At 45.9% G+C, this 16,878-nt stretch carries 18 protein-coding genes; 17 read left to right on the forward strand and 1 reads right to left on the reverse strand.

Annotation, left to right across the window (positions count from 1 at the left end):
* The first annotated feature begins 194 nt into the window (after window positions 1–194).
* From fliD to WAO38_RS10290, 17 genes are read left to right on the forward strand one after another with little or no spacing between them, the layout of a single operon-like run.
* On the forward strand, window positions 195–1,907 hold the full coding sequence (fliD, locus tag WAO38_RS10210; RefSeq protein ID WP_422236786.1) for a flagellar filament capping protein FliD: 1,713 nt from the start codon (window positions 195–197) through the stop codon (window positions 1,905–1,907).
* A 4-nt stretch (window positions 1,908–1,911) separates the two neighbouring features.
* Entirely contained in the window at window positions 1,912–2,127 is a 216-nt protein-coding gene (locus WAO38_RS10215) for a hypothetical protein (RefSeq protein ID WP_422236787.1), read from the forward strand.
* Between the two features lie 54 nt (window positions 2,128–2,181).
* The gene (pseB, locus tag WAO38_RS10220; RefSeq protein ID WP_422236789.1) at window positions 2,182–3,189 is read left to right on the forward strand and encodes a UDP-N-acetylglucosamine 4,6-dehydratase (inverting); all 1,008 of its coding nucleotides are present in this window, start codon (window positions 2,182–2,184) and stop codon (window positions 3,187–3,189) included.
* Window positions 3,186–4,313 carry a UDP-4-amino-4,6-dideoxy-N-acetyl-beta-L-altrosamine transaminase gene (pseC, locus tag WAO38_RS10225; protein ID WP_422236816.1) on the forward strand — a complete coding sequence of 376 codons (1,128 nt, stop codon included), beginning with the start codon at window positions 3,186–3,188 and terminating at the stop codon, window positions 4,311–4,313. Before pseB ends, pseC begins: the two co-directional genes overlap by 4 nt.
* Window positions 4,314–4,324: 11 nt before the next feature.
* On the forward strand, window positions 4,325–5,014 hold the full coding sequence (gene pseF / locus WAO38_RS10230; RefSeq protein ID WP_422236791.1) for a pseudaminic acid cytidylyltransferase: 690 nt from the start codon (window positions 4,325–4,327) through the stop codon (window positions 5,012–5,014).
* Window positions 5,011–5,874, forward strand: coding sequence for a UDP-2,4-diacetamido-2,4,6-trideoxy-beta-L-altropyranose hydrolase (pseG, locus tag WAO38_RS10235; protein WP_422236793.1), 864 nt, complete (start codon window positions 5,011–5,013; stop codon window positions 5,872–5,874). The genes pseF and pseG overlap by 4 nt, the downstream gene beginning before the upstream one ends.
* Window positions 5,871–6,335, forward strand: a complete 465-nt coding sequence (gene pseH / locus WAO38_RS10240) for a UDP-4-amino-4,6-dideoxy-N-acetyl-beta-L-altrosamine N-acetyltransferase (RefSeq protein WP_422236795.1) — start codon at window positions 5,871–5,873, stop codon at window positions 6,333–6,335. The genes pseG and pseH overlap by 4 nt, the downstream gene beginning before the upstream one ends.
* A complete protein-coding gene (gene pseI, locus WAO38_RS10245) occupies window positions 6,332–7,366 on the forward strand; it encodes a pseudaminic acid synthase (protein WP_422236797.1) in 1,035 nt (344 codons plus the stop codon). The genes pseH and pseI overlap by 4 nt, the downstream gene beginning before the upstream one ends.
* Entirely contained in the window at window positions 7,348–8,358 is a 1,011-nt protein-coding gene (locus WAO38_RS10250; protein ID WP_422236799.1) for a hypothetical protein, read from the forward strand. The genes pseI and WAO38_RS10250 overlap by 19 nt, the downstream gene beginning before the upstream one ends.
* Complete coding sequence (locus WAO38_RS10255; protein ID WP_422236801.1) at window positions 8,359–9,321, forward strand: Gfo/Idh/MocA family protein; 963 nt, start codon at window positions 8,359–8,361, stop codon at window positions 9,319–9,321.
* On the forward strand, window positions 9,318–10,616 hold the full coding sequence (locus WAO38_RS10260) for a DegT/DnrJ/EryC1/StrS family aminotransferase (RefSeq protein ID WP_422236803.1): 1,299 nt from the start codon (window positions 9,318–9,320) through the stop codon (window positions 10,614–10,616). Before WAO38_RS10255 ends, WAO38_RS10260 begins: the two co-directional genes overlap by 4 nt.
* Entirely contained in the window at window positions 10,613–11,170 is a 558-nt protein-coding gene (locus WAO38_RS10265) for a GNAT family N-acetyltransferase (RefSeq protein WP_422236805.1), read from the forward strand. Before WAO38_RS10260 ends, WAO38_RS10265 begins: the two co-directional genes overlap by 4 nt.
* A 16-nt stretch (window positions 11,171–11,186) precedes the next feature.
* Complete coding sequence (locus tag WAO38_RS10270; protein WP_422236807.1) at window positions 11,187–12,146, forward strand: class I SAM-dependent methyltransferase; 960 nt, start codon at window positions 11,187–11,189, stop codon at window positions 12,144–12,146.
* Complete coding sequence (locus tag WAO38_RS10275) at window positions 12,143–13,279, forward strand: N-acetyl sugar amidotransferase (protein ID WP_422236809.1); 1,137 nt, start codon at window positions 12,143–12,145, stop codon at window positions 13,277–13,279. The genes WAO38_RS10270 and WAO38_RS10275 overlap by 4 nt, the downstream gene beginning before the upstream one ends.
* Window positions 13,269–13,898, forward strand: coding sequence for an imidazole glycerol phosphate synthase subunit HisH (gene hisH, locus WAO38_RS10280; RefSeq protein ID WP_422236810.1), 630 nt, complete (start codon window positions 13,269–13,271; stop codon window positions 13,896–13,898). Before WAO38_RS10275 ends, hisH begins: the two co-directional genes overlap by 11 nt.
* Entirely contained in the window at window positions 13,892–14,638 is a 747-nt protein-coding gene (locus WAO38_RS10285; RefSeq protein WP_422236812.1) for a HisA/HisF-related TIM barrel protein, read from the forward strand. The genes hisH and WAO38_RS10285 overlap by 7 nt, the downstream gene beginning before the upstream one ends.
* A gap of 12 nt (window positions 14,639–14,650) precedes the next feature.
* Window positions 14,651–16,648, forward strand: coding sequence for a 6-hydroxymethylpterin diphosphokinase MptE-like protein (locus WAO38_RS10290; RefSeq protein WP_422236814.1), 1,998 nt, complete (start codon window positions 14,651–14,653; stop codon window positions 16,646–16,648).
* 84 nt (window positions 16,649–16,732) lie between these two features.
* On the opposite strand, the gene WAO38_RS10295 is transcribed toward WAO38_RS10290, so the two are convergent.
* The coding region (locus tag WAO38_RS10295) for a flagellin (RefSeq protein WP_422236818.1) at window positions 16,733–16,878 on the reverse strand (146 nt) is incomplete at its 5' end.

The following is a 16,878-nucleotide window of genomic DNA, read 5'->3' on the forward strand; positions in this document are numbered from 1 at the left end:
GCCCAAACCATCCAGAATCTCTTATCCATGCGTGAAGGACTCAGTATCACTGAACTCACGATCCGTCCTCAGCGGTTTGGAATTACGAAAAAACGGTAATCCGTAACGGAATCCTTTTTGCTTATCTTCTTAATAATTAAACCATTCATCTTTTTGGTCGATATTAAGTGCATATACATAAATAAGGATTTGTCATGTCTGGAACTATTAATTCACTCGGGCTTGGGTCAGGCGTTTTAACCGCCGATCTGATTGACAAACTCAAAGCTAATGATACTTCTCAACTGATTACTCCGATTGACAATAAAATCACTTTAAATTCACAAAAATCACAGGCATTGGACCTTTTAAACAGTCTGTTGACGACGTTTAAAGGCAGTGTCAGTGCATTGGACGATGACAGCCTATACCAAAAACGTTCCGTATCCGGGAGCAATGACGGAGTCAGCGTCACCAGTTTGTCAGGGTCTCAGATTCAGGATTTTTCGATCAATGTGACGAATATCGCCAAAAAAAATGTTGTCGAGTCGGCAGCCTATGCCTCGTCTACTGAACTTATTGCGAACGGTTCCGGAACCCTCAATTTAGGAATAGGCGGTAATAATTATACTATTGATTATACCGCTGCAACAACATTGGCGGATCTTAAACAAGCCATCAATGATGCCGCGGGAACAGATGTTACGGCGTCAATACTCCAAACGGGCACATCCGCTTTTAATTTGGTCATTACCTCTAAAACTACCGGCCAAGCGCAGGCTATTTCGTTAACCGATATCGGCGGACAACTAAAAGACACCAATCTGCTTACCCCGAGTACGAGCAGTGCTACCTTTGTGGCCAAAGACGATTTTATTGCAGCTACCGGTACGAGCGGCACATTAAGCGTCAATATCGGTGCGACCACCGCTAATTTTGCTTATTCCGACACAACTACCCTGCAAAATCTTGTCGACAATATTAACGCCGACACCACGCTCAACACCAAAGTAACTGCCAATATTGTCCAATACGGTGCCAATGACTATCGTATGGTTCTGACTCCGAAATCAGCTGAAGTCGCCAGCGCTATCTCAATCACTGACAACGGAACAGGTTTGTCTGCGTCCCTTACAACCGGAGCAACGAACAATGCAGGGACATTAGGAATAATTCAAGACGCACAGGATGCCCACTTTACCTACGACGGTATCAGCATGACCCGAAGCACCAATACCATTACCGATATTACCTATGGAATGACCCTGAGCCTTCTCAAAGATGCAGGAAGTGCCAATATCTCAATCACTCAAAATCGCGACCAGATTGCCACCGAAATGGAGACGATGGTGAGCAATTACAACACCCTCATATCCCAATTGAGCGATATGACCGCCTATGACGCTACCGCAGGTAAAGTCGGAATATTTAACGGGGATAATACGATTAAAGATATCAGTCGGCAAATTACCAAACTGATAACGTCTGTGGACAGTAAAGGATATTCCCTGCCTGATTATGGGATCAGTTTGGATAAAAGCGGGGTGATGTCGTTTGATAAAACTGTTTTTACCACAAAAATGGATGCCGATCCGGATGGGACGGAAGCATTTTTCAGCGGCAAGACTACCGTTAGTGCTCTCAGTGTGACCACGACTACCGACGGTGTTTTTACGTCACTCAATAATTTGATCAACAGCTACACATCTTCCTCGACAGGGCTTATCACCAATCTTACGAAATCTGCCAAAGATGCGACAACGGTACTGAATGCAGACCGGGCTAAAGCCAATGCCCTCCTTACGGCACGCTATGATACGCTCCAAGCAAAATTTGCGGCCTATGACTCAATCATCAGTCAGCTGAATGCGAAATTTGCACCACTTTTATCCGCCATTAATGCTGCCAACAAAACAACGACATCGTAATCTTATGCGTGTGGATGAATGGAGTGAATTATTTCAAGCAGCGATAGCTTCTAACGATCCGCAAACAGTCCACACTTTGCTGCATGCACTTCCTGATTTTCAAACGCACGAAGAACTCAAAAGTGTACTGTTGCTCAGTATGGATGCAGAAGTGATGCTCTGCGATCTCCGTCAAAAGCTAACCGACCAACGAGCTGCCATACTCTCTCAAATCATCTGACCATTGTGGTACTGTTATTGCTTTTAGCTTAAACACGTTAGACAAAGGGTCAGTATGCTAAATGGACAGAATATCCTCATTACCGGTGGAACCGGAAGTTTCGGCAAGCAGTTTGTCAAAACAATTTTAAAACACTACAAACCTAATAAAATTATCATTTATTCTCGTGATGAGCTCAAACAATACGAAATGGCTCAACGCTTTAATGATCCGTGCATGCGCTATTTTATCGGCGATGTACGCGATCTTCCCCGATTACAGAGTGCGATGAACGGAGTCAACTATGTCGTTCATGCCGCGGCACTTAAACATGTCCCTATCGCCGAATATAATCCGATGGAATGTATTAAAACCAACATCAACGGTGCCCAAAACGTCATTGATGCCGCTTTGCATTGCGGAGTGAGTAAAGTGATCGCACTTTCGACGGACAAAGCCGCGAGTCCTATCAACCTATACGGTGCAACCAAACTGGCATCCGATAAACTCTTCGTCGCCGCCAATAATATCCGCGGAGGCAAGGACATCCGTTTTGCCGTTGTCCGATACGGCAATGTTTTGGGTTCCCGAGGCTCTGTCGTCCCTTTCTTCCAAAAACTGATCGCCAACGGCGTTAAAGAACTTCCGATTACCGATGAACGGATGACACGATTTTGGATCACGCTCCAAGAGGGTGTCGATTTCGTCCTTAAAAACTTTCAACGCATGCATGGAGGGGAGATTTTCATTCCGAAAATCCCTTCGATGAAAGTGGTCGATGTCGCTTTGGCTATCGCCCCCGATATGCCGCATAAAAATGTCGGTATCCGCCCCGGAGAGAAGATGCATGAGGTGATGTGTCCCCGAGATGACTCCCATCTGACGCTCGAGTTTCATGATCACTATGTTATCAAACCATCGATTCAGTTCACCGAATCAGCCGATTTCACTCTCAATAACTGCAATGAAACAGGCGTTCCCGTCGAATACGGATTTAAATACAGTTCCGAGACGAATTCCGAATGGCTGACACCCGAGAGCTTACTCGAAAAAATCGCCCTCACGGAGAACGAAGAGAAATGATTCCCTACTCTACGCAGCTTATCGAAGAAGATGATATCGCTTCGGTAGTAGAAATATTACAAAGCTCTCATCTGACCCAAGGGGCTAAAGTCGAAGAGTTCGAAGAAATGCTGGCGCACTACGTCGGAGCACGATACTGCGTCACTTTTAATTCTGCTACATCCGCTTTGCACGCGGCCTACAGCGCTTGCGGAATCGGAGAAGGTGATGAGATCATTACTACCCCGATCAGTTTTGTCGCCACCTCCAATATGGCGGTCGCGTTGGGAGCAAAAGCGGTATTTTGTGACATCAAACCGGATGGAAATATTGACGAAAAACTCATTGAATCTCTGATTACACCGCATACCAAAGCGATTGTCCCCGTTGATTTTGCCGGAAAACCGGTCGCCATCCATGCCATCAATACCATCGCCCGCAATCATAATCTCTTTGTGATCGAGGATGCTTCTCATGCTCTCGGCAGCGATATCAACGGACAAAAAATAGGTTCTTTCGCCGATATGACTGTCTTTAGTTTTCATGCCATTAAGCCGATCACAACCGGTGAAGGGGGAGCCATCGTCACCGACAATGAAGAATTTGCCCATTCTCTGCGGTTATTCCGCTCGCACGGCATAGTCAAAAAACAATTGTGGAATTCGGATATGATCTCGCTGGGGTATAATTTTCGCATGACCGAATTTGCCGCTGCGCTAGGGCTTTCACAACTTCATAAATTGGACCGTTTTATCAATGTTCGGGAGAATATCGCCCGTTATTATGATGAACGTTTCGAAAAGCATCCCCTATTCCAAACGATTGATATCAGCCCAACCGATCAAAGCGCACGCCATCTCTATCCTCTTTTGCTGAATCCGGAACTTCATTGCGTCAAAGAAGAAATATTTACGGAATTGCAGACCCGGGGATTGGGCGTACAGGTCCACTATAAACCGATTTACCAGAATAGTTTTTACCAAAAGAATTTCGGAATCATTCGGCTTCCGAATGCAGAGCATTTTTATCGTTCGGAACTCTCCATCCCCTGCCATCAAAAAATGTCTCTCAATGATGCGGAACAGATTGCCGACACGATACTCGATGTGATCGGCAAATACGCTTATCGCGGATGCAGTTTTTAAAAGGATTTTCAATGCGTATTGCCATTATTCCTGCCCGTGGCGGCAGCAAGCGGATCCCGCGAAAAAATATCAAATCATTTTGCGGAAAACCGATCATCGCATACAGTATCGAAGCGGCGCAAAAGTCCGGTCTGTTTGACCGGATCGTCATCACTACCGACGATGAAGAGATTGCTGAACTTGCCCGCAGCTATGGTGCCGAAGTTCCCTTTATGCGTCCCAAAGAGCTCAGTGACGATCACACGGCCACCATCCCTGTTATAGCCCATGCGATTCAGACCTTGCAAGATCAGGGGAGTATCATCGATGCAGCCTGCTGTATTTATGCAACCGCACCGTTTATCCGGCCGGACGATATTGCTGAAGCGTATCACGCCCTCATAGAGCACCATAAGAGCTATGCTTTCCCCCTTACAACCTTTCCGTTCCCGATTTTCCGAGGGGTGAAGCGCGACGAGAAGGGAAATATCGAAATGTTTTGGCCGGAACATTTCTCCACCCGTTCTCAGGACCTTCCCGAAGCCTACCACGACGTCGGACAGTTCTACTGGGGAAAACCTGATGCATGGCTCGAAGGAACGCCGATATTTTCCGAAGCGGCAACCACCATTGTCCTGCCCCGCCATCTCGTACAGGATATCGATACCCCCGAAGATTGGTTACGCGCGGAACTGATGTATAAGGCACTTTTTTTATCATGAATCTTTTGGTCCGCGCTGACTCTTCCAGTCAAATCGGTCTTGGGCATATCATGCGTGATCTCGTTTTCGTACAGCGATATCCCGATGCTTCGATTGCCTTCGCATGCCAAAACTTAGCGGGAAATATTCTTCACCGTATCCCCTACCCCGTTCATCTGCTTGCTTCCAATAAAGCCGAAGAACTTATTGCTTTAATTCAATCTCTTCACATTGACACGGTTGTTTTTGATCATTACGGGATTAATGCTGCCTTTGAGAAACAGATCAAAGAACAAACCGGGGTCACCATCATAAGTCTGGACGATACGTATCAACCTCATCACTGTGATATCCTCTTTAACCCCAACATCTATGCCCAAAGCGAGCGCTATGTTGGTCTTGTTCCGAAAGAGTGTGATATCCAATGCGCCCATCCGCTGATCCGGGCAGAGTTTAAAATTGCAAAACAAAATCCGAAGCCCTCAAACAATACGATCTTTCTATCGATGGGGGGAAGCGATCCGCTGAATCTCTCGATGCAGATTCTCCATGCACTTCCCGCAAATACGGAGGTCAATGTTGTCACCACCGATTCCAATACGCATTTGAATATGCTTAAAAAGTATGCGGAAGAGCACCCGAACATCCGTTTGCATATCAATGCCGCCAATATTGCCGAGATCATGCATCAGAGTGCTTTCGCGATTATTACCCCCAGTTCCATTGCTCATGAAGTGATGTTTATGGGGCTTCCCTTTATCGCCATTCAAAGTGCCCAGAACCAAACGGAGTTTGTCGCCTACCTGAAACGCGAGGGGCTGAATGTCATGGAGCACTTCGACAATGACATTTTTCAGACTCTTTTGGAGCGGTTAGTATGATCCGGATGATTCCGTTTACGGAGTTGAACGAGACCGAAATCGAGATGGTTCTCACATGGCGGAACCACCCCGATGTCCAAAGCTGGATGCTAAGGCCGAACGAAATCTCCAAAGATGAGCATGTACGTTTTCTCCAATCTCTCACAACCCGGTCCGATAAACGCTACTTTTTAGTCCAAAGGGCTAATGATTACCTCGGTGTTGTCGATTTAACGGATATCACAGAAACCTCCGCGGAGTTGGGGATATATGCCAATCCCGATGTTCACGGTGTCGGAAAAATTTTAATGGATACTTTGCTAGGCTATGCATCGAAGACACTGGGGCTGAAAAAGATTATCGCCAACGTATTCGCCCATAACGAACGGGCTAAACATTTATATGCAAAGTTCGATTTTACAGAAACCGGCCGAGCTATCTACGACGGCAAAGAAATGATTACATTGGAGCGTACCTTATGACTATCGGAAACCATCATCTGAATGAAAAAGTTTTTATCATCGCCGAACTTTCCGCTAATCATAACGGCTCTTTAGAGACGGCGCTGAAAACGATTGATGCGATGAAGGCTTCGGGAGCCGATGCGATCAAACTGCAGACCTATACACCCGATACGATCACCCTCGATTGTGATAACGAGATGTTTACGATTTCCCAGGGGACACAATGGGACAAACGCAAATTCTATGATCTCTATGCCGAAGCGATGACACCGTGGGAATGGCACGAGACGCTTTTCAACCATGCACAAAGTTTGGGGATGGAGGCTTTTTCTTCCCCGTTTGATCCGAGTGCCGTCGATTTTTTGGAACAGTTGGATGTTCCCGCCTATAAAATCGCCAGTTTTGAGATCACCGATATCCCTCTGATCGAGTATACCGCGGCAAAAGGGAAGCCGATCATTATCTCGACGGGAATTGCAACCCTTAGCGATATCGAAGATGCCATCTCTGCCTGCAAACGTATGGGGAATGACCGGATCACTCTGCTCAAATGTACCTCCGCCTATCCTGCCGCACTGGAGGAGATGAACCTCCTGACCATTCCGGACATGATTCAGCGATTTGACGTTGCTGTGGGCTTAAGCGATCATACGATGAGTCTGAGCGCCCCCATAGCCGCCGTTGCCCTCGGAGCGCGGGTCATTGAAAAACATTTTATATTGGATCGGGGAATGGGGGGTGCCGACAGTACCTTTAGTTTGGAGCCAGCCGAATTTCGTGCCATGGTGGATGCCGTACGGGATACTGAAAAATTGATGGGGAAGGTGACGTATGAGCTTTCGCCAAAGAGCCTTCAATCCCGCGAGTTTTCCCGCAGCCTCTTCATCGCTGAGGATGTCAAAGCCGGAGAACTTATCACGACCGCCAATATCCGTTCCGTCCGTCCCGGATTCGGGCTTGCACCCAAACATCTTCCTGAAATCACGGGCAAACGATTTCTCAGAGATGTTCCCAAAGGGACACCGCTTTCATGGGAGCTGATCGGGTGAGGTTCGCTGTTGTTTCACACGATGCCGGCAGTTCTGAACTCCTCTGTGCTTTTATTTTACAACACCGGACACTGGCATCATGGAATATCTTCGCAAAAGTTCCCAGCCCCATGGCAACCATCTGCAATCGGTACAATCTCCCTTTTACCCCGATAGGCGATGCGGATAAGCAGCTCGAAGCACTCTCCCCGGACATTCTCCTCTTTGGAACCGGATGGCAAGAGAGATGTGAGCGTCCTTATGTACGCTACTGCAAGGCTCACGCTATTCCTACCGTCGCATTTCTCGATCACTGGACCAACTATCGAGAGCGTTTCGGGTATCCGGATGAAGGATGGAAAGAGAATTTGGGAGAGTTTACCGCCGTATCCGATGAAAAAGCCTATGAGCTCGCAACCTCGCTGAAACTCCCCCATCCCGTTAAACTGCCGAATTACTACCTAGAGGGTCTCATCGAAGAGGCTCGAAAACGTCCCGTCACGGCCTCCAATGATCTTTTATTTTTGAGCGAACCGACCGATGCTGTTGCCGAACGTTCCTATGGGGATCCTCTTTATTGGGGGTTCACCCAATATACAGCCCTAAAAGATATTTTGGATCACTTCGGGCAGTTTGAATGCGAAAAACTCATTATCCGTCTCCACCCCAGCGAGACCTCTTCTAATTATGAGACTTTTTTGAAAGAATATTCCCATATACCTGTTCAAATCCATGAAGCACATTCCGTCGATCTTACCGATGAGCTTCTCAACGCCAAAGCCGTTATCGGGTTTGATACGATGGCCCTTTACACCGCCGCCCTTTTCGAAAAACCGGTCATCTCTTATCTCCCGTCAAATATACGAAAATTTCTCCTCCCCCTGCCGAAAGAACGGCAGCTGAATGATTTGGATGAGCTTCTTCCCGAACTTCTTACACCTCTAAATCTGCATATCAATGAATTCGGTATGGATTTTGCTTCATTCATACAAACCCTCAGGAAGGCTGACTGAATGCATACTCCCCTCAAAGCACTTATAGTCGGCGCAGGAAGCATCGGAGGACTTATCGATTCTCCCTCATCGAAGGCGGTTGCCAGCCATGCTCACGCCTATACCCTCTGCCCCGAGACGCAGCTGAGTGCTATTTGTGAACCCTCTGAAATGAATGTTTTTGCCTTTATGGAACGATGGGGCGAAATGCATCGATATTTTTCCATCGATGATATCAGCGACGAAGAACACTATGATATTGTCTCCATCTCGTCTTCCACTTCTGCACACTTTCATGACCTGACGACATTGATCCAGCGAAAAGATTGTTCGATGATATTGTGCGAAAAACCGATTGTCGCATCCAAAGAGGAATTCCATTCTCTGGTCGGTGAACTCCAGCATACAAACAAAAAAATTCTTATTCATCTGATGCGCCGGTACAACAAAGCTTTTATCGCTCTCGCATCGCGCATCAAGGACGATGAGTTTGGAAAAGCGTTAGGGTTTCAAGGGGTCTGTACGAAAGGGCTGCTTCACAACGGCTCGCATCTGCTTGGAGTTTTGAGCCATTTTTTGGGAAATCTGACTGCGATAAAACCGTTCAGGGCATCCCATTGCAATAATGACGTATGCGGCGAATTCGGGATTTCATTACAACATGGCGACGGAACCGTGTCGGTTCTAAGATCGCCCGAATATTCACTCTTCGAACTCACCGTTTGGTTTGAAAAAGGGGTTATTAAAATCCTCGAAGGCGGTGAGAAAATCGAGATCTATTCACGTGTCCCTTCCGGCACGTATGAAGGATATTTCGCTCTCACTTTACAAGAGAGCATAACTACCGATCTCTCACGGTACGCCCTCGATTCACTGGAATTTTTACTCCATGAGAGCCATCAGACGTGTCATGAAATTTTCAAAGAGCATCTCCATATCCATAAATTGATTTTTCAAACTTTCATAAAGGTATACCCATCATGAAACTCGCGATCAACGGTGCCGATAAACTTCGCACGATTCCTTTTCCCGCCTACAATACGATCGGAAAAGAAGAAGAAGATGCCGCCCTTCGCGTCCTGCGCAGCGGCAAGCTCTCCACCTATCTCGGAACATGGCACGCCGACTTTTACGGTGGACCGGAAGTACGCGCCCTCGAAGCGGAATGGGCCGCGCATTTCGGCGTCAAACATGCCATCAGCGTCAACTCCGCTACCAGCGGCCTGTATGCCGCCGTCGGTGCCTGCGGTATCAGTCCGGGAGATGAAATCATCGTCTCCGCCTATACGATGAGTGCCTCGGCCACCGCCGCCCTCGTCTATGGTGCGATTCCGATCTTTGCTGATATTGAAGAAGAATACTACTGCCTCGACCCGCGCTCTATCGAGGCTTGCATCACGCCCCGTACCCGTGCGATCATCGTTGTGGATATTTTCGGACAACCCTATGACCGCGATGCGATCAATGCTATCGCCCAAAAACACAACCTCTACGTGATTGAAGATGCCGCGCAAGCCCCCGGTGCGATGTTGGAAGGCAAATATGCCGGAACGCTCGGAGATATCGGTGTCTATTCGCTCAATTACCACAAACACATCCATACCGGTGAAGGGGGAATCATTGTCACCGATGACGATCTTCTCGCCGAAAAGCTCCGCCTTATCCGAAATCATGCCGAAGCGGTCCTTTCCGCCAAAGGGATCCGTGACAAAAGCGAACTCGTCAACATGGTCGGCTTCAACTACCGAATGACCGAACTCGAAGCCGCTATAGGACGCGAACAGCTCAGAAAACTCCCCGCATTGCTGGATCAGAGGCTGGCAAACACGGCCTACCTCAATGAAAAACTGGCACAAATCCCCTGTATCATCCCGACCAAGGTGAGAGACAATACCCGACATGCCTTTTACGTCCATCCGCTCCGGTTCGACTCCAAAGTCGCCGGAATGCACCGGAACCGCTTCATCGATGCCGTAAAAGCCGAACTCCCGGCCACATTGCTACGGGAAGAATCTACCGTACTTCTGAGTTACGGCTATGTCAAACCGCTCTATCTGCAGCCGCTTTATCAGGAACGGATCGCTTTCGGACGGGACGGATACCCGTTTTCTCTCAGTAACGTCACTTATCCTCAAGGACTATGCCCTATCACAGAAGAGATGCATTACAATTCTCTCGTCACGCATGAGTTTATGCGTCCCGGAATGACCCAAGGCGATATGGATGACGTGATCAGCGCCTTTGAAAAAGTGTGGGAAAATCGTAAGGAGTTAGTATGAACAATCCCTTCTTAATTGGTAATCGGCTCTATTTACGAGGGCTTGAAGCTTCTGACGTGGAGGGACAATATCCCACATGGCTGAATAATGAAATCCTTACCCAATATCTTGAACATCACGTCTATCCCTATTCTAAAGCCTCGGCACTCGAGTATATTCATGCGCTTCACCACCGCAGTGATATGATCATGCTTGCAATGATTGATCGTAGCAGCGACCGGCATATCGGAAACATAACACTCTCTGCTATCACACAGGTGCACCGCAGTGCTGAATTTTCACTTCTCATCGGCGAACCCTCAGCCCAAGGAAAAGGGTTGGCGAAAGAAGCTTCTCTGCTGCTCTTGCACCATGGATTCGGAACCATGAACCTTAACCGTATTTGGTGCGGAACAATGGACTCAAATCTTTCCATGCAAAAGCTAGCAGTAACCCTGGGTATGCAGCAAGAAGGAATTAAACGTCAAGAAGTCTATAAAAATGGCCGATATTACGACACATTGCAATACAGCATACTAAAAGACGAGTTTTATGCAAAATATCCAAAAATCTAACCCTATAAGGAATACTATGCACGCAAGAGTACCTAAAGAAATTCACCAAGAGCGACTCAAAATGCATTTGGCCAATGTTGCGGACCGACAAAAATATTTTGATCCGGAAACGATGGAATTTTTCGATACCCTGGTCGAAGAGAGAGAGTGCCCGGTTTGCCACAAAAATCATGAACAATTTATTTTTTTCAAGGACGGAGGACGCTACGTCAAATGCCGCGAATGTGCAATGATCTATCTTAATCCCGTTTTCAAAAATGAACATCTCGAAAATCATTACCGAAACAATCATGACTGCCAAAGTGAAATTGTCACGAACGACAGTGAATTTTATACGGCACTCTACACAAAAGGTCTTCGTGCCATCGAAGCCGTTACCTCAAAAGGGAATATTCTCGATATCGGATGCTCTTCCGGAAATTTCCTCGATTGTGCCGTTCAATCGAACTGGAAAACATTCGGTGTCGAACTGAATGAAAAAGAATCCGCCTACGCAGTCCAAAAAGGGCATACGGTCTATAATCAGCTTCTCGAATCGGTTAACTTTACCGAAAAAATGGATGCCGTCAGTTTATGGGATGTATTTGAACATCTCAAAGACGGACGTTCGTATCTCGAGCAGATCAAAGCGCTTCTTTCCGACACAGGGGTTATTTTTCTTCAGATCCCAAGCGCTGATTCGCTCGCTGCCAAAATGCTCAGAGAAAAATGCCAAATGTTTGACGGAATCGAACACGTCAACCTCTACTCGTACAAAGCAATCGAAAAATTGGCACATGAATGCGGTCTGGAAATCATGAGCTGCGAAACGGTCATTTCTGAGATTGGGGTTATGAACAATTATCTCAACTATGACGATCCTTATCTAGGAGAAACCACTAATCTGCTCTCGGTAGCAGGATTAATTGATGAGAAGGCACTTCATGATGCCAGAATGGGATATAAAATGCAGCTTGTTTTAGGAAAACCCCAATGAAATTCTGTACCCAATGCGTGATGCCCGATACCAAACCCGATCTTCATTTCGACGAGCACGGCGTATGTGATGCCTGCCGTTCTCAGAAATCAAAAGATTCTGAAATTGACTGGGAAGCACGCAAAAATGAATTCTTAGAGGTCGTTCAACAAAACAAAAAGAACAGCCACTATGACTGCATTATCGGAGTCAGCGGGGGCAAAGATTCGACGTTCCAGGTTCAAAGCGTCTTGGACATGGGACTCAATCCGCTGTGCGTCTGTTTCGAGCCTACCATTCCCACAGAGATCGGTCGGCAAAATTTGAACAATCTCAACTCGTTAGGCGTCGATCTCCTCCACATAAAACGCAACCCGAAAGTCTATAAATCAATGATCAAAGAGGCTATGAAGCGCGTCGGCGATTGCGAGTGGCCCAACCATCTCGGAATTTTTACGACTCCGGCCCATATCGCCGTCAATTTCAACATCCCTCTTATTTTATGGGGCGAAAACTCTGAAATCGAATACGGCGGACCCGCAGCCAGTAAAAACAATCCCTATCTTAACCGTCAATGGCTCGAAGAATTCGGCGGACTGCTGGGGAATCGCGCATCCGATATGATAGGGGTTGACGGAATCACCGAACGTGATTTGGCTCTCTATTACTACCCCGAGGATGAAGCGATTGAGCGCGTCGGGGTAACCGGGCTCTTTTTAGGATACTACATCAAATGGGATCTCCGAAAAGTGTTGGAAAATGCAAAAAAAAGCGGTTTTTCGACTTCGGACCGCCGCGTGGAAACCACATACGAAAATTTTGAGAACCTTGATTGTTACAGCAATCATGTCCACGATTACCTCAAATATATTAAATACGGTTTCGGACGTGCAAGCGATAACGCCTGTTTGGATATTCGACTAGGATACATCTCCCGAGAAGAAGGGGTACGTCTTGTCAACAAATACGACGGTATCCCGCCAATGAAGGCCATTCATGAATTTTTGAATTACACCGGCTTTAGCCGCGAAGAGTTTGACCGTATTTGTGACTCATTTACAAACAAAAAAATATTTGTACGGGATGCGTCAGGAAAATTTGTACGGGATATCGACGGTTCATTAGTACGCAAAGAAGAATACATTGTCCGCTAATATTGTCATTATCGATTACGGGATGGGAAATCTCCGATCCGTTCAAAAAGCCTTCGAACATATCGGGACCGATGCGATTATCTCCAATGACCCTGCGATCATTCAAAATGCCTCCAAACTGGTTTTGCCCGGGGTAGGAGCATTCAAAGATGCCATGCATAATCTAAATGCCCTGGGATTGGTGGATCTTCTCAACAACGAAGTCATCGAAAAGAAAAAACTTTTTTTAGGCATCTGCCTTGGGATGCAGCTCATCGCAACAAAAAGCTATGAATTTGGAGAAACCGCAGGCCTTGGATGGATCGATGCCGATATTGTACGATTTGCGGAAAGCGGTCTTAAAATTCCTCATGTCGGATGGAACAGCGTAGCTTTCGCCAACCCCTCCCCGATATTTGAGGGAATACCCGATAATAGCGATTTCTACTTTGTCCATTCGTACTATTTTAATGCCGACCGCCAATATGCGACAGGTATCACCGAATACGGATGCGAGTTCATTAGCTCCGTCCAAAAAGAAAATATTTTTGCCACACAGTTTCACCCTGAAAAAAGTCAAAAACACGGTCTGAAAATCATTGAAAACTTTGCAAATCTTGAGAGCGTCTCCCCATGCTAAAACATCGGCTTATCCCCTGCGTACTTCTCAAAAACTGGCAATTGGTCAAGAGTATCCAATTCGATTCCTACCGGACGATCGGCCATCCCACGGCAACCGTACGCGTTTACAATGCACGCAATGTCGATGAGCTCATTGTACTGGATATCGATGCCAGTCTCAACAACGAACCCATCAATACCGAGATAATCACCGATATGGCAAATGAATGTTTCATGCCGCTTACGATCGGAGGGGGAATCAAAACGATTGACGATGTGTATACGGTATTAAATGCAGGTGCCGACAAAGTTTCGATCAATTCTCAAGCCATCCTCTCTCCTTCATTTATCCGTGAAATCGCAACGATCTTCGGTTCACAGTGTGTTGTCGCCTCTATCGATGTCAAAAAAATTGATGGACGTTACCGCGTCTATTCTAAAAAATTGGGCGTATTAGACATTGATCCTCTCGATCTTGCCCGTGAATACGAAGCACAGGGGGCAGGAGAGATTCTTCTCACCTCGGTCGATCATGAAGGCACGTCTCAGGGATACGACACGGAACTGTTGCAGCAGTTCCGCGGCAAACTCCATCTTCCGATCATTATCAACGGCGGCATGGGACTGCCGGAACATGGATTGGAGGCACTCTCATTAGGAGCGGATGCCCTCGCTGCGGCGTCGATCTTCCATTTTTCCAAATATACGCCCGATATGATAAAAAAAGAACTTTCACCCTATAGCGTCAGACTATCCTAAGGAGATACCACCATGGACGACATCACTTTAAATGCACTGAAAACTTTTCAAGAAAATTTACTCTATTTCGAAGAAAATCACAAACCACTCTATGACAAAATCAATCTTTTAAACATGCTTATTGAAGAAGGCGAATACACAGAACGCTACGCTCTTGAATATAAAGAAGAAGGCTACTTCGATATTCTGGAACTCTCAAGCAATGAGTTTCTTTACAAAGAAAACAGCCTTGAACATGCGAAAAGAGCGCTCGAACATGTTGATCTAAAACGGACGGGAGCCGTTTTCAAAGCTCAAAAGTATATCTTCGCAACCGATGAACAGGCCGAAGCTATTGATAACAGTAAACTCTCTTTCCACAATTCACTGTGGGCCACGATCAAAATTATTAATTACGTCAGTGCACATGCTACCGCTGAAACACATATGAATCGGGTTCATAAAATTATTTTCTTGGGCGTCGGGTTGGGCCTTCACCTTCAGGGAATTATTAAAAAACTCAATCCTCAAGTCATTTTTATCAAAGAAAAAAATCTCGAGACTTTCCGCCTTTCCCTCTTTGTCACGAACTATAAAGAGCTTGCACAATATGGTTTTCTCTATTTTTCCCTAACTGACGATGAAATGGAAGAACGTAAAAACTTTCTGGAGTTTCTTGATAAAGGCAATAACTACAATCTTCACATGAAGCATATTCCTTTTACCTTGGATTATCAAATGGAGCTCCAACGACTCCAAACCCATGTCCTCTCCCAAAGTTATATCAACTACGGCTACAGTGCCATGCTGCTCCGCTTTATCGATTCTCCCCGCTATCTGGCAGCCGGTTACTCTTTTTTGAATATTAACAAGTTTTACACGGACAATGTCTTTTCGGACAAACCGGTACTTCTTCTTTTTTCAGGCCCGTCAACGTCCAAAAATCTTGACTGGGTTATAGCAAATCGTGATCGTTTTATCCTTGTTTCCGCCCTCTCGACATGCAGACTTCTTCATCGTGTCAACATTACACCGGATGTTGTTATTCACATCGATCCGGGTGAAAACACATCTCTTTTGTTCGAAGGCCTGGACACAGATACCTATTTTAAAGACACTACAATACTTCTGGCTTCCAATGTCGATGAGGCAACTCTTCAAAAATTCAACCGTTCCAATGTCCATTTCATGGAACAGGGAACATTGTATAAAAAAGGATTCGGACGTTTTTCCGCGCCAAGTGTCGGAGAATATACTTACGGTATCTTTTTAATTTTCGGTGCCGTCAACCTCTTTATGCTCGGTATTGATTTGGCATTGGATAATGAAACACTTCAGACGCACGGGGACTTTCACCCGTTTCAAACAACCGGGGAATACAATGATCAAAGCGCCTCGCTCAATCCGAATACCTCCATCACCTACGTTAAGGGGAACCTGCTTGATCAGGTTCCGACCCTCTCGGCATATAAAATATCAATAGAGCAGGCAGCGACCTTTACCAAAATGCTCAAACATGACTACAATCATGTTTATAATCTCAGTAACGGCGCTTATTTGGAAGGTTGTGATCCATTACGCTTTGATGAGTATGACTGGGATTCTTTCCAACCCCTCGACCGTGAAAATCTACCTTTACAAATTGGTGATTTTTTCCGAGAAATTGGATCCGATGATTTTAATGAAGACGATAAAGGACAAATTCGCCATCAGATCAAAGAAGCCAAAAAACTCGAAAAAATTATTAAACAGCACCAAAAGAAAAAATTTGCCCATGCCGAAGCCTATCTCAATTCTCTAGCCCGGCTTTCATGGGATCTTAGCGATATGGAATATAAAACGAACTCTGATCTTGCACAGGTTTATTATGAATATTTCCCGATCATTATGAGCTATATTTTTGATTTATTCAATACACAAGAGCTTCTCAGTCCGAATAAACATGTCACTCAAATCGATGCCCTTGTTGTACAACAATTATTAAAAATGTCGAATCTCTATATCACTCGACTCGAAAGCTATCTAAAATAATCTGCAGTTTAAAAAGAAAAAGAGAGTCAGGAAGGAATGATCGGATAAAAATCCGATCGGGGAAACATATAAAAGTGATTGAAATTACTGGAGTAATTTCAATACGTTTTGCTGCACAGCATTCGCTTGGCTCATCGCGTAGCTTCCTGATTGTGCAAGGATATTGAACTTACTGAAGTTCGCCGATTCCGCTGCGAAGTCAACATCACGGATGTTTGACTCAGCCGCTT

This window comes from Sulfuricurvum sp., from assembly GCF_049277495.1.
Taxonomy (GTDB): domain Bacteria; phylum Campylobacterota; class Campylobacteria; order Campylobacterales; family Sulfurimonadaceae; genus Sulfuricurvum.